Source organism: Polaribacter pectinis, from assembly GCF_014352875.1.
Lineage (GTDB): Bacteria > Bacteroidota > Bacteroidia > Flavobacteriales > Flavobacteriaceae > Polaribacter > Polaribacter pectinis.
In genome coordinates, this window is record NZ_CP060695.1 from 3,242,575 (window position 1) to 3,257,501 (window position 14,927).

General features: G+C 29.4%; 13 protein-coding genes. 6 read left to right on the top strand and 7 right to left on the bottom strand.

Features of this window, described 5'->3' with window-relative positions; genetic code table 11:
* Positions 1-18 precede the first annotated feature (18 nt).
* A complete protein-coding gene (gene dxs / locus H9W90_RS14490; RefSeq protein WP_187482287.1) occupies positions 19-1,788 on the bottom strand; it encodes a 1-deoxy-D-xylulose-5-phosphate synthase in 1,770 nt (589 codons plus the stop codon).
* A gap of 67 nt (positions 1,789-1,855) precedes the next feature.
* Between dxs and H9W90_RS14495 the strand changes: the two genes are divergently transcribed.
* Complete coding sequence (locus tag H9W90_RS14495; protein ID WP_187482288.1) at positions 1,856-2,305, top strand: nucleoside deaminase; 450 nt, start codon at positions 1,856-1,858, stop codon at positions 2,303-2,305.
* 68 nt (positions 2,306-2,373) lie between these two features.
* On the opposite strand, the gene H9W90_RS14500 is transcribed toward H9W90_RS14495, so the two are convergent.
* The 5 genes from H9W90_RS14500 to H9W90_RS14520 all read right to left on the bottom strand — a co-directional run bounded on the left by H9W90_RS14500 (position 2,374) and on the right by H9W90_RS14520 (position 7,044).
* Positions 2,374-2,808 (bottom strand): DUF8479 domain-containing protein, encoded by a 435-nt coding sequence (locus H9W90_RS14500; RefSeq protein WP_187482289.1) that lies wholly within the window; start codon positions 2,806-2,808, stop codon positions 2,374-2,376.
* 14 nt (positions 2,809-2,822) lie between these two features.
* Positions 2,823-3,524, bottom strand: coding sequence for a Bax inhibitor-1/YccA family protein (locus H9W90_RS14505; protein WP_187482290.1), 702 nt, complete (start codon positions 3,522-3,524; stop codon positions 2,823-2,825).
* 139 nt (positions 3,525-3,663) lie between these two features.
* Positions 3,664-4,098, bottom strand: a complete 435-nt coding sequence (locus H9W90_RS14510) for a LexA family protein (RefSeq protein WP_187482291.1) — start codon at positions 4,096-4,098, stop codon at positions 3,664-3,666.
* A gap of 92 nt (positions 4,099-4,190) precedes the next feature.
* Positions 4,191-5,465 carry a Y-family DNA polymerase gene (locus H9W90_RS14515; protein WP_187482292.1) on the bottom strand — a complete coding sequence of 425 codons (1,275 nt, stop codon included), beginning with the start codon at positions 5,463-5,465 and terminating at the stop codon, positions 4,191-4,193.
* Between the two features lie 82 nt (positions 5,466-5,547).
* Positions 5,548-7,044: an aminotransferase-like domain-containing protein gene (locus tag H9W90_RS14520; RefSeq protein WP_187482293.1), complete on the bottom strand. Its 1,497-nt coding sequence runs from the start codon at positions 7,042-7,044 to the stop codon at positions 5,548-5,550.
* 68 nt (positions 7,045-7,112) lie between these two features.
* Between H9W90_RS14520 and H9W90_RS14525 the strand changes: the two genes are divergently transcribed.
* Positions 7,113-8,933 (top strand): TonB-dependent receptor, encoded by a 1,821-nt coding sequence (locus H9W90_RS14525; protein ID WP_187482294.1) that lies wholly within the window; start codon positions 7,113-7,115, stop codon positions 8,931-8,933.
* Positions 8,934-9,049: 116 nt separating this feature from the next.
* Positions 9,050-9,925: a cupin-like domain-containing protein gene (locus H9W90_RS14530; protein ID WP_187482295.1), complete on the top strand. Its 876-nt coding sequence runs from the start codon at positions 9,050-9,052 to the stop codon at positions 9,923-9,925.
* A 272-nt stretch (positions 9,926-10,197) separates the two neighbouring features.
* Here H9W90_RS14530 and rseP read toward each other — a convergent pair whose 3' ends face one another.
* A complete protein-coding gene (gene rseP / locus H9W90_RS14535; RefSeq protein ID WP_187482296.1) occupies positions 10,198-11,553 on the bottom strand; it encodes an RIP metalloprotease RseP in 1,356 nt (451 codons plus the stop codon).
* A 171-nt stretch (positions 11,554-11,724) separates the two neighbouring features.
* Between rseP and H9W90_RS14540 the strand changes: the two genes are divergently transcribed.
* From H9W90_RS14540 to feoB, 3 genes are read left to right on the top strand one after another with little or no spacing between them, the layout of a single operon-like run.
* The gene (locus H9W90_RS14540; protein WP_187482297.1) at positions 11,725-12,405 is read left to right on the top strand and encodes an SCO family protein; all 681 of its coding nucleotides are present in this window, start codon (positions 11,725-11,727) and stop codon (positions 12,403-12,405) included.
* Between the two features lie 51 nt (positions 12,406-12,456).
* Entirely contained in the window at positions 12,457-12,687 is a 231-nt protein-coding gene (locus H9W90_RS14545) for a FeoA family protein (protein ID WP_187482298.1), read from the top strand.
* A complete protein-coding gene (gene feoB, locus H9W90_RS14550; RefSeq protein WP_187482299.1) occupies positions 12,688-14,796 on the top strand; it encodes a ferrous iron transport protein B in 2,109 nt (702 codons plus the stop codon).
* The last annotated feature ends 131 nt before the right edge of the window (positions 14,797-14,927 follow it).

Genomic DNA, 14,927 nt, shown 5'->3' on the forward strand with positions numbered 1-14,927 from the left:
GCCATTGGCGTCTTTTTTTTATGAAAATAAATAAAATTGATTTGCTAAACTTTTAGCGTCTAAACCAATCTTATGTTGTAGCATAGAAACAGTTCCATGTTCAATAAAATTATCTGGAATACCTAGTGTTTCAATTCTATTTTGATAATTGTATTCAGAGGCAAACTCTAAAATAGCACTACCGAAACCACCTTTTATGGTTCCATCTTCAATAGTAATTATTGTTTGATGTTTTTGAAAAATAAGATGTAGTAATTTTTCATCTAAAGGTTTTATAAAACGCATGTCGTAATGAGAAAAAGCTGTTTTATTGTCAACTAAATCTAAAGCATCAAAAACATTTTTTGCAATGGTTCCTATAGATAAAATGGCAGTTTTATTTCCCTCTTTAAGTTGAATTCCTGTTCCTATTTCTATTCTCTCAAATGGTTTTTGCCAATCGATAATAGTTCCTGTTCCTCTAGGATAACGAATTGCAATAGGGTTTTTTAAATCTAATTGAGAAGTGTATAAAATGTTACGTAACTCAATTTCATTTCTTGGTGCAAAAACAATTAAATTAGGGATGCAGCGTAAATACGCTAAATCAAAAACTCCATGATGTGTTGCGCCATCTTCGCCAACCAAACCAGCTCTGTCTAAACAGAAAATAACTGGTAAATTCTGCAAAGCAACATCATGTATTACTTGATCGTAAGCTCTTTGTAAAAATGTAGAATAAATATTACAAAACGGAATTAAACCTTGTGTTGCCATGCCTGCAGCTAAAGTTACAGCATGTTGTTCTGCAATACCAACATCAAAAGTTCTTTTAGGGAATTTTTCTAGCATAAACTTTAGAGAACTTCCTGTTAACATTGCTGGTGTAATACCAACTATTTTATCATTTTGTTCTGCTAATTCTACAATTGTTTTTCCAAAAACATCTTGATACTTCGTAAATAAACTTGCTTCTTTTTTTATTCTCTCTCCAGAAATTTTATCAAATTTTCCAGGTGCGTGATAGGTTACTTGGTCTTCTTCAGCTTGCTGTAAACCTTTTCCTTTGGTGGTAATTACGTGTAAGAATTTTGGTCCTTTTACAGATTTTAAACGTTCTAATTCAGCTAAAACTTTTGGTAAATTATGTCCATCAATTGGACCAGAATAATCAAAATTTAATGCTTTTATAATATTGTTTTGTGCAGCAAGTCTTCTATCAGTTTTAACCTTCGTTAAATACTCTTTTAAGGCGCCAACAGAAGGATCTATACCAATTGCATTGTCATTTAAAATAATGAGCAAATTAGCTTTAGAAACGCCTGCATGATTTAAAGCTTCAAAAGCCATTCCGCTTGCAATAGAAGCATCTCCAATAACAGCAATATGTTGTTTTTCTGTTTCTCCTTTTAAATTAGAAGCAATTGCCATACCTAAAGCTGCGGAAATAGAAGTGGAAGAATGTCCAACTCCAAAAGCATCATATTCGCTTTCTTTTCTTGCAGGAAAACCAGCAATTCCATCAAATTGTCTATTGGTATGAAATACATCTTTTCTTCCAGTTAGAATTTTATGGCCATAAGCTTGGTGTCCAACATCCCAAATTAATAAATCGTTTGGAGTATCAAACAAATAATGTAGTGCAATAGTTAATTCTACAACGCCTAAACTTGCACCTAAATGACCTTCTTTTGTGGCAACAATATCAATAATAAATTCACGCAATTCTTTTGCTAACTGCGGTAATTCATTCTGATTTAATTTTCTTAAATCTTTTGGATTTGATATGTTTTCTAACAAATTCTTCATTTGAATGCAAAAATACAATTTTAGGAATCAAAAAGTTTTGTAATATTGAAAACTTAAATCTTTAAAGATGATTCAACCTTTTGATGATACTTATTTTATGAAAAAAGCCTTTCAAGAAGCAGAAAACGCTTTTAGTAAGGGAGAAATTCCTGTAGGAGCTGTTATTGTTTTTAAAGACCAAATTATTGCTAGAGCACATAATTTAACGGAAACTTTAAACGATGTAACAGCACATGCAGAAATGCAAGCATTTACTGCAGCTGCAGATTTTTTAGGTGGAAAATATTTAAAAGATTGTATTTTATACGTAACATTAGAACCTTGCCAAATGTGTGCTGGTGCAAGTTATTGGGCACAGATTGGTAAAATTGTTTACGGAGCTTCAGAACCAGAAAGAGGTTTTATCAACCTAAATACAAAACTCCACCCAAAAACGAAAGTTGTAGGTGGAATTTTAGAAAACGAATGTTCACAAATCTTAAAACGTTTTTTTATTGAAAAACGTAATTTGAATTAAAACTTAAACAAAAAAAATCAGAGAAATTTTTCTCTGATTTTTTAAATATTTTAAAGTAAAATGATTTCTTATTTATACAAATCTGGAGTTACAGAAATTTCCATTGCGAACTCTCCGTTTTTATCATAATACTTATAATCCATTGTAATATTATTCTTTCTAAAGACTTTTAAAGCTACATTTTCCTTAACACCTTTAATAATTTCTGGTCTTAAATATTTATTTACTGTGTCTAAATTTACTTCAGATTTTTCTAAACTTAAAAGTGTATAGTAATAGATAAAATTAGTTTTACCAATAGAAGCTGCACTATCTAACCTTGTATAATCATCTACTTGTTGTGGAGATAGTTTATTTAATTCTATAGCTCCTTTTTTAAGCTCTAATGTAATATCGTTTTTAAACAAATACTTAACTCCCATAAAAGCAATAGCAAAAGCAATCATACCAATAATTACTCCCAACGTTTTGCTATTCTTTTTTGCTTTTTCTTCTTGATTCATAATTTATTTTAAAATTAATCTCTAGACATAAATATTGATAAAACATACCAAAAAAGTAACATTAAAGAAGCAAATAAACCTAATGCTGCAGGAATATAGTCTTCTGTACCAAATTTATTTACCAAGTTAGAAGTTTGGTATAAAATAGATCCTCCAGCTAATAAACACATAGCAACAGAAAACCATAGACCTAAATCGAAACCAAATAACGCACCTGCAATAATTAAACCTATTGCAATAAAAAAGCCAACTGTTAAACCTGCTTTTAAGAAAGAGAAGTCTTTTTTAGTAACAAGAACTACTGCTGAAATACCCACAAATAGAGCCAAAGTAACAATGGCAGCTTGTTGCACTAATGCAGCGCTTTCTGTATAAAAAATAGCCATGTATAAAAGTGGAACAAAAATAATAGCTTGTGCAAAAACATATAATGCAAAAGCCATGTATTGTATGTTTTTATCAGAAGTTTTCATAACAGTACTTTCTGCATAGCTTGTTGCTAGCATAAAACCACCTAACATTACAAGCCATTTCCAACCTTGTGTCATCGACAACATAAAGTTTACAATTACATCACTTTGTAATAATAAATATTCAAAAAGAACAAATAATAATACACCACCAGCAACGTGCGTGTATGTTTTTTTATAAAAATCTACACGAACTTGGTCTGTAGATTCTATTAGTAAAGTTTTGTTGTCGAAAGTGTTTTCCATAGTTTTATTTTTTTCTTGAATTTATTTTACGATAAATATTCTAATATCTAACGAACAAATATATTGTTTTTTAGAAGTTAGTTTTATAAGAATTTTAATTTTAAAAATTGTTTTTTGAAGACCTAAACTATAAGCTTTTCTATACTTTTTTAATGACACTCGTTACTATTCCCCAAATAACAAAATCATTATCTTCTGTAATTTTTATAATAGGATAATCTGGATTTTCTGGTTGTAACCAAACCTCATTTTTTTCTACGCGCAATCTTTTTACTGTAAATTCTCCATCTAAAAAGCAAACTGCAATTTTGTTATTTGCTGGCTCTAAACTTCTATCAATAACCAATAAATCATTATCATCTAAACCTGCGTTAATCATGGATTGCCCTTTTACTTTTGCAAAGAAAGTAGCATCTTTATTTCTTATTAACTCGTCGTCTAAAGAAATTCGTGTTTCGCTAAAGTCGTCTGCAGGTGATGGAAAACCAGCAGAAATACCAGTATCCACAAAAATAGCTCCATTACCAATAGAGGCTTTTGGTGTAAAAAAAGTAAGTGTTTTAGATGTTTCCATTTGTGTGCAAATTATAACTTTTCTTTAAATTTTTAAGTATTTTATTTTAAAATACAGAAATAACTAATTTAGCCTTAAAAATAGAAATGTTTTTAATGATTTTGAGAAGCTTTTACAATCAAAATATCTTTAATATTTGTTGTAAATTTTGGTGATAAGCGCTCCTGACGCATTTTCCAAGTTCGTTTTAAATCTTGATTACCTAATTTAATTTTATCAGTTTTAAATTTACTATTTAATTTGTCAATAGTAGACATTAAAGGCTTGTGTTTTGGATTTTCGTGTGAAAATAAATTTAGTTGAAAATTGTCATTTGGGACTAAACCAGAAATAATAACACCTGCTTTTTTATAAGCAATACCTTTTTTAAAAATGGTTTTAACGGCTTCTACTGCTGCGTTAGAAATTGTTAAAGTAGAATCTGTTGGGTAAGATAAAATAACGGTTCTATTTTCTTTTTGATAAGCTTGGTTTTTATCGAAACGATTGCTACGCAAGAAAACGGTTATTACATGACAATTCGATTTTTGCTCGCGTAATTTTTTGGCACAACTTGCTGCAAAGGTAGAAATACGTTCTTTTATATCGTCTATATTAGAATAGGTAGATTCGAAACTACGTGTGGTTGCAATCATCTTTTTAGATGTAATTGCGTCTTCTAACGGAATTTTAGAAATGCCTTGTAAATCTTTCTGTAATCGCCATTCTACAATAGAAAAATTTTTTAAAACCCAATCACTTGGTAATTGTGTAAAGTCATAAGCAGTTTCGCAACCTTTTTCTTGTAAACGTTTTTTTAAGCGACTTCCAATTCCCCAAACTTTGCCAATTTTTGTCCATTTTAGAGCTTTAATTCTGTTTTCTTCAGAATCTATTACGCAAATTCCTTTCGATTGTTTTAAATTAGAACGTGCAATTTTATTGGCAACTTTGCTCAACGCTTTTGTTGGTGCAATTCCTACACAAGTTGGTATGCCTGTCCATTTTAGAATTTTACTTCTCATTTTTGTTGCATAATCAGATAAATCATATTTTTCGAAACCATCTAATTTTAAAAAAGATTCATCAATAGAATACACTTCAATATCTGGAGAAAAGTCTGCGAGAATATTCATAACTCTTGTGCTCATATCTCCATACAAAGGATAATTAGAAGACAAAACAGTAATATTATTTGCTTTGCAAAACTGTTCGTATTTAAAAATTGGCGCGCCAAAAGGCAGTTCTAATTTCTTGGCTTCATCGCTCATAGAAATTACACAACCATCATTATTGCTTAAAATAGCAACAGGTTTATTTTGTAAATTCGGATTGAAAACCCGTTCACAAGAAGCATAAAAATTATTACAATCGACCAATGCAAACATGCTATAAAAGTATTAAAAAATAGCAGGCAAAATAGCGTTGTTGATATCTTATTGTGTTAAAAAAGATGATTTTTAAGACGATTTATATAGCTATTTGATTGTAAGCCTTTTTTAATTTTCGAATAACAATTTCTATTTCCTCTTCATTCAAATGCCCAAAACCAAAACGAATAGCACAGGTGTTTTTATCTTGATAAAGTACAGTTTTTGGTAGAAATAAGTCGTTTTTTTCTGCTTCTTCAGCTAATTTTACTAAAGATATTTTAGATTGAAATTCTAACCAAATTGCCAATCCGCCAGAAGGAATTTTCCATTTTGAAATTTCTGAAAAAAAATCATTTAGGAGTTTACAGACACAATCTCGTCTTTTTTTATAGACTACAATATTTTTTTTCATAAGGCGATAAATTTCACCTTCATTAATTAATTCTGATAACATTTGTTTCTGAATTAAATCTCCTTGTTCATCTAACAATTGTAAGTAATTATTTGCTTCAGAAATTAAGTTTTCAGGCGCAACTACAAATCCTGTTTGAAAACTTGGGAATAACGATTGCCCCATTTTCCCTAAATAAATAACCATTCCGTTTTTGTCTGCACTTGCCATTGGCAACATTGCAGAGCCTTCAAACTGAAAATCGAAATCGTAATCATCTTCAATAATGGCAAATTTGTAGGCTGCAGCAAGTTTTAATAATGCTAATCTGCGTTCTGCACTTAAAGTTACTGTTGTTGGGTAATCTCTATGCGCACAAACGTACACGCATCTAATACTATGTTTTGTAAAGTGTTTTTTTATGAATTCAACATCTAAACCATTTTCATCTATAGGAATTGTTTTGATGGTTGCACCAGCTTGTTGAAAAATCATATTAGAAACATAATTACTTAAATTTCCAACTAGAACGATGTCATTTTGTTTTACCAATAATTGAGAAACAATGTACAAACTCATTTCTGTACTACGTGTACTTATTAGGTTTTTAGAATTTATATGAAAACCTCTTGTTGCATTTAAATAATTACATAATTGTGTTTGAAATAACGAATAAGAAGATTCATCTGGTCTGTTCCATTTTTTTATCAATGTTTTACGTTTCATTGCTGCACTGTACCATCTTGTAAATTGATGAACTGGGTGTAAACGCAAATCTGGTTTGCCATCGTTAATAGAATACTTTGCAGTTGTTAATTGAGTTGTTGATGCTAAATTGAATGATTTTTGAAAAGGAAACCCAGTAATTTTAGCATAGGAATATGCTTCATTTATTTTTTGTGATTGCGCTTTTATTTTTGCTGTTTTTAGTTCAGGTTCTAACACAAATGTGCCTTTATTTGGTATAATTTCTACCCAACCTTGTGAAGCTAATTCTTCATAAATAGCAACTGCTGTATTTCTATGAATCTCTAATAATTGACTAAATATACGTGTTCCTGGTAGTTTTGTGCCTTTGGTTAAATAGCCACGTTGTATTGCATTTGAAATCTGTTGAGAAACCTGTATAAATATTGGTTGAGATATCGTTTTGTCGAAATCTATTAATTGTTTCAAAAGAGTATTAACCGGACTATCTATCATTTTAAAACTGGACTAGTTTAATCGTCCGGAAAGTTACGATTTTTGCAGCGTTTTAAAAATCACTATTTATGAAAATTAAGATTAGCTTAATAATTGTTATGTTATTTTGTGCTGTGGAAGTAAAAGCACAAGTAGATTCTGTAAAAAGAGACACTTTAAAAGAAGTTATTATTACTTCAACTAGAATAGATTTACCATTTAAAGAAAATTCTAGAACTATTAATATTATTTCATCTGCGGATATAAAAAATAGTGCGGCAACAAATGTGGCAGATTTATTACAGCAAGTTGCTGGGGTAGATATTAGAAGAAGAGGAACTGCAGGAAGTCAAGCAGATTTATACATTAGAGGTGGAGGTTTTGACCAAACTTTATTGTTAATCGATGGTATAAAAATGGATGATTCTCAAACAGGACATCATACCTTAAATGCAGCTTTACCAATTGAAGTTATTGAAAGAATAGAAATTATAAAAGGTCCTGCAGCAAGAGTTTTTGGACAAAATGCTTTTACTGGCGCAATAAATATTGTGACTAAAAAGAAGTTGAATCAAACTATTTCAGCAAATGTGGAAGCAGGTTCTTTTGGTCAATTAAACGGTTCTGTAACTTTTGGTAAAGAATTCGAAAATTCATCAATTATTGCACATGTTGGTGCGTTAACTTCAGATGGTTACAGAGAAAATTCTGATTATAATAATTACAATTATTTCTTAAAAGCCGTTTTCAATAAGAAAAATCAACCAATTGAAGTGATTGGTACTTTTTTCGATAAAAAATTCGGAGCTCAAAATTTTTATACACCAGAAGCATTTGGTTTGAACGAATATGAGGAAACACAAAATAGTTTATTAGGCGTGCAAACTACTTTTAAAGGTGAAAAATTGAAAATTACTCCAAGAATTTACTGGAGAAGAGGACAAGATATTTTTCTATTAAAAAGAGATGATCCTAGTTTTTATAGAAATTTACATACAACCAATAAAATTGGTGTAGAAACAAATGCATCTTACACCTCTAATTTAGGAGTTACTGGCTTTGGTGTTGATGTTTCTAGAGTTTCTATTAGCAGTAATAATTTAGGAGATAGAAATAGAACTATGGCAAGTTTGTTTTTAGAACATCGTTTTAAATTAGGAGCAGTAGATATTACACCAGGTATTGCAGCAACCTATTTTTCTGATTTTAAGTTTCATGCGTTTCCTGGTTTAGATATTGGTGCACAAGTATCAGATAATTTAAGATATTATTGGAATATTGGTTATACATACAGAATACCAACATATACAGATTTGTTTTATAATGATTCTAGTACAATAGGTAATCCTAATTTAAAACCAGAGGAAGCAATTGCACAAGAATTTGGTTTAAAATATACCAATGACAATTTTTCTGCTACACTTGCATTGTTTAGTAGAGCTTCTGATAATATTATAGATTTTATTAGACCAGATGCTACACAAACAAAATTTGTAGCCACAAACATTGCTAAAGTAAATACACAAGGTTTTGAGTTTGATGTAAATTACATTTTTAAAATTAAAGAATTTAATCAATCTTTAGCTTTTGGTTATACATTTTTAGAAGATGATATAAATGACCAGAATAAAAGTTTATCTCGCTATAGATTAAACACGTTAAAACATCATTTTACAACTCGTTTTTCTTCACAATTATTTAAAAATGTGAGACAAAATATTATTTACAAATACGCAGAACGTTCTATTGGAACTAGTTATAATGTTTGGGATGCTTCAGTAATTGTAGATGTTAGTAAATTCAGTTTTACAGCAACAGCAAATAATATTTTTAATGTAGAATATGTAGAATCTGGATTTCTACCAATGCCAACAAGTAATGTTTTATTTGGTTTGCGTTATAACTTCTAACAAACAATATCAATCAACCTTTAAACCATCATTCAACTTTTTTTGAATGGTGGTTTTCTTTTTAACAAAACATTTTCTATTCTATTTCTTACCTTTGAAGGCTGAAAAAAAAAGATATGAGTTTAAATTTATCTCAAATAGATAGAGTAAAAACAATTACCAAAGAAGATTTTATAAAAAACTATTTTAAACCACAAAAGCCAGTAGTAATTGAGCAATTTATAGAAGATTGGCCAGCGTATAAAAAATGGAATTTAGAATATATAAAAGAAGTTGCTGGAGATAAAACGGTGCCTTTGTATGATGATAGACCTGTAGATTTTAAAGATGGTTTTAATGAACCACATGCAACAATGAAAATGAGCGAGTATGTAGATTTATTAAAACGTGAACCTACTAAATTTAGAATATTTCTATGGAATGTTTTAAAAGAGGTGCCTGTTTTACAAAAAGATTTTACATTTCCAGATTTTGGTTTACGTTTAATGAAAGGTTTACCAATGTTGTTTTTTGGAGGAACAGATTCCTACACATTTATGCATTATGATATAGACTTAGCAAATATTTTTCACTTTCATTTTGAAGGTAAAAAAGAAGTTATTTTGTTCGATCAAAAGCAGAATAAGTATCTATATAAAATTCCACATTCTTTAATTACAAGAGAAGATATCGATTTTTCGAATCCAGATTTTAAAAAATGGCCAGCTCTAAAAAAAGCAAAAGGTTATAAAACCAATTTAGAACATGGGCAAGTGTTGTATATGCCAGAAGGTTATTGGCATTATATGAAATATATTACCCCAGGTTTTTCTATGAGTTTACGAGCTATTGCAAGAAAACCTAAAAATTTATCGAAAGCAATTTACAATGTTTTTATAATGAGAACCATCGATAATTTAATGAGAAGAATAAAAGGTCAGAAATGGATAGATTGGAAAAACGAACAAGCTATCATTAAAACAAATCAATTAAATAACATCAAAAATAGGTAGTTCTACGTATATCTAATTACTTTGTTTTCATTACATTGCACCCGTTTAAACAAATAATTATTTATTATGAAAGCCTGCCCAAGATGTAAATCTGTGTCTAAGCACAGAATGAAAAGAAAAGGGATTGCTAGATTAATGCCAGGAACCAAAGGTTATGCTTGTGATAATTGTAACACAGAATATACTTGGTTTCCTTTTATTAATCGATCTTTAAGAGTATAAAAAAAGCCTCGAAACAAATGTTTTCGAGGCTTTTTTTATGTTTTAAACTCTTATTTAAAGAGCCTAAAAATATCATTTCCATTAGCAAATAGAAGTAAAGCTATTAATAATATAAACCCTACAACTTGTGCATATTCTAAAAATTTATCTCCAGGTTTTTTACCTGTAATCATTTCCCAAAGTGTAAAAACTACATGTCCACCATCTAAAGCTGGTATTGGTAATAAGTTCATAAACCCTAGCATAATAGATAAAAATGCGGTGATGTTCCAGAAAGATTCTGCACTCCATTCATCAGGAAAAATACTTCCAATAGAAATAAAACCACCTAAACCTTTATAAGCACCTGTACTTGGGTTAAAAATCTTTTTTAGCTGTTTTACATAATCGGTTAACGTTTTCCAAGATTTATTTAAACCAGCAGGAACAGCTTCAGCAAAAGAATATTCGATATCTGCTAAATCATAATAACCAAGTTTTGCTAAATCATTATAAGAAACTCCTCCAAACACAACTCCTAAAGTTCCTCTATCTGTAACTTTTACAGGGATTTCTTTAATTTCATTTCCTCTTTTTACAGATAATGTAATCTCTTGTCCTTTGTATTTAGATAATATAGCTTCTGCTTCGTCATAATATTTAATATTGTCTCCATTAATAGAAGTAACAATATCTTTAGGTTTTAAACCACTATTCTCATTAATAGAATCTTTTTGAACTTTAGCAATAATAAAAGGATACCTTGTAGAAACAACTGGCCCTTCTTCATTTTTTCTTCTGTCCATTAATTTCGCAATAAAATCTACAGGAAGCTTTTTTTCTAAAATTTCACCATTTCTTTCTACTGTAAAATTATTTCCGTTGATAAACCCTAGAGTTATTCCGTTAAATTTTCTAATCTTTTCACCGTCAATAGTTAAAATTTTATCTCCAGTTTCTAAACCAATTTTCATGGCAAGAGAATCTTGAACCCAAATACCATCTTTATTATTTACACTCTCATTTGGTAAAAATTTCTCTCCATAAGCCCACATTAAGCAGATGTAAATTAAAATTCCTAAAACAAAATTTACAAAAACACCACCTAACATAATTATTAAACGTTGCCAAGCTGGTTTAGATCTAAATTCCCAAGGTTGCGCTGGCTGAGCTAACTGCTCTGTATCCATACTTTCATCAATCATTCCAGAGATTTTTACATAACCTCCTAAAGGAATCCAACCAATACCATAAACAGTGTCACCAATTTTTTTCTTGAAAAGCGAAAATTTATAATCGAAGAATAAGTAGAATTTTTCTACTCTAGTTTTAAACAATTTTGCAGGGATAAAATGCCCTAACTCGTGCAAAACAATTAGTAAAGATAAACTTAAAATAAATTGAGATGCTTTTATTAATATTTCCATTCAGCGTTAAATCATAATTAAAATAGTCGCAAATGTACGTTTTTAAAGAGAGTTTAAAAAGCAGAAATAAAGGTTGATTTTTATTTTAACAAAGATTTTTGAATAATGAATTTAAAATCTACTTTTTAAAGCTTTTTTAAGTCGTAAATTTGCAGTTTAAAACATGTTTTTATGGATTTTAAGTTTTTTAAAAAATCGCTTCCTACACTTATTTTTTTAGTAGTTTTTTCTGCAGTAGCAATTCCTGTTTTTTATCATTTATTAAAAGTTGATAAAAAATTAAAAATATATAATCCAGTTGATGTAAACCCACGTTTGGTAGACGAAAGTATATTGCATGTTACCAAAAATCATAGAATTGCAGATTTCGAACTGACGAATCAGAATGGAGAAATTATCACCAATAATAATTATAAAAACAAAATTTATATAGCAGATTTCTTTTTTACACGTTGTCAAACAATTTGTATTGCAATGGCTTATAATATGAGCGAATTACAAGATTTTTATAAAAATGATAACAATATTATGTTTCTTTCTCATTCAGTAACTCCAGTTATTGATAGTGTTTCTGTTTTAAAAGAATATGCAGATAGAAAAGGTGTAATTGATGGCAAATGGAATGTTACAACCGGAAGTAAAAAACACATTTACGAACTGGCAAGAAAAAGTTATTTTGCTGTTCTAGATGAAGGAAATGGAGATGAAAACGATTTTATACATACAGAACAATTTGTTTTGGTAGATAAAGAAAGACGTATTCGTGGTTATTACGACGGAACAGAAAAAGAAGATATGGAGAAGTTAAAAAAAGATATTACTCTTTTAAAAGAAGAATATGCTTCTAAATAACTTGTTTAGAATGATTCTAATTTAGTACCTTTGCTTACCAAATAAAAAACGTTGAGTACAATTGCCTCTTTACATATTGGAGAAATCGGTTATATATCTGAAGAATCTTTAGATTTTATACCTTTAAAGTTGCTAGAAATGGGTTGTTTGCCTGGTGCAGAAGTGCAGTTGGTACAAATAGCACCATTAAAAGACCCTTTATATATCTGTGTTAACGGAAGTCATTTAGCAATTAGAAAAGAAACAGCGGCTCAAATTATAATTCTTAAAGCGAATTCATAAATGCCTAAAAACGATATAAAAGTTGCTTTAATAGGAAATCCTAATACTGGTAAAACTTCACTTTTTAATCAACTTACGGGTTTAAACCAAAAAGTTGGTAATTATCCTGGAGTTACAGTAGACAAAAAACAAGGAACTAGTAAGCTATCTACAACGCAAAATGCGGTTATTACAGATTTGCCAGGAACTTATAGTATAAATCCTACTTCTTTAGATGAAAGTATTGTTCTAAAAACCTTATTAAAAAAAGATATTAAAGAATCTCCAGATGTAATTTTGGTAGTGGCAGATATCGAAAACTTAAAACGAAATCTATTACTTTTTTCACAAATTAAAGATTTAGAAATTCCAACAGTTTTGGCTATTAATATGGTAGATCAAATGACTAGAAAGGGAATTTCTATTGATTTATCATTATTAAAAAAAGAGCTAAATACAGAGGTTGTTTTAATTAGTGCTAGAAAAAACCAAGGAATAGATGATGTTAAAGCAGCAATAATTCGTTGTCACGTTGCCGCAAAAGCTTCGCCATTATGTGGGATTAATTCTAAAATAGATCCAGATTATTTTCATAAATTAAAAGAAATTAGTCCTAATTATTCTTTGTACGAATTGTGGTTAATGGTTACCCAAAACAATTATCCAGAAACAATTACAAAAGAAGAAAAAGACAAACTTTTAGCATTTAAAAAAGATGTTTCTAAACTAAAAAAATATCAGCATAAAGAAACTATTTATCGTTATCAAGAAATCAATAAAATTTTAAAGAAAACGTATATAGTAGATAAAAGTAAAGCAACAGACTTACGAAGTAAGTTAGATAAAATATTTACACATAAGATATTTGGTTACGCAATTTTTGCGCTTATTTTATTAGTTATTTTTCAATCTATTTTCGATTGGGCTTCAGTTCCAATGGATTTTATTGATAGTACTTTTGCACAAATTTCTGACTTTACAAAAAACAACTTGCAGCCAGGAATTCTTACAGATTTATTAACAGAAGGTATTATTCCTGGTATTGGAGGAGTCATTATATTTATTCCGCAAATAGCAATTTTATTCTTATTTATAGCTGTTTTAGAAGAAACAGGTTATATGAGTCGTGTTGTTTTTCTAATGGATAAAATTATGCGACGTTATGGTATGAATGGTAAAAGTGTAATTCCATTAATTTCTGGTACAGCATGTGCTATTCCTGCAATTATGGCAACCAGAACTATTTCTAGTTGGAAAGAACGATTAATTACCATTTTAGTAGTTCCGTTTACAACTTGTTCTGCACGTTTGCCAGTTTATGCAATTTTAATTTCTTTAATTATTCCAAAAACTAAAATATTTGGATTTTTAAATTTACAAGGTCTAGTTTTATTGTCTTTATATGCTCTTGGTTTTGCAACAGCAATTTTAGCCGCTTATATTTTACATAAAACATTAAAAATAGAATCGAAATCATTTTTTGTAATAGAGATGCCAAACTACAAATTACCATCAATTAAAAATGTAGGTTTCGATGTTTTAGAAAAAACAAAAGCATTTGTATTCGGTGCCGGAAAAATAATTTTAGCACTTTCAATTATCTTATGGTTTTTAGCTTCAAACGGACCAGAATCATATAAAAATGCAGAAAAGAACGTTATAGAAAATGCAGATAATCAAACATTGTCTTCCGAAGAAATTCAACAAAAAGTAGCTTCTGCAAAACTAGAAAATTCCTACATAGGAATTATGGGAAAAAGTATAGAACCAGCAATTAAACCTTTGGGTTATGACTGGAAAATAGGAATTGCATTAATTACTTCTTTTGCAGCAAGAGAAGTTTTTGTAGGAACATTAGCTACTATTTATAGCGTAGAAGCAGATGATGAAAACACAACAACTATTAAACAAAAAATGGCTTCTGAAGTAAATGAAACAGGAGGAAAACTTTTTAATTTTCCTGTAGGAATGTCTTTGTTAGTTTTCTATGCTTTTGCTATGCAATGTATGGCAACATTAGCAATTGTAAAACGTGAAACAAAAACATGGAAATGGCCATTAATTCAGCTCTTTGGAATGACAGGATTGGCCTATGTTTCTTCATTTATAATCTATCAAATACTAAGTTAATGCAAGAAATTATAGCATATTCAATTTTAGGATTAGCAGTTGTTTTTTTGATAAAAAAATATGTATTTCCTTCAAAGAAAGATAAAGGTTGTAGTACCGATTGTGGCTGTAGTTAAATCTTTAACAGAAAA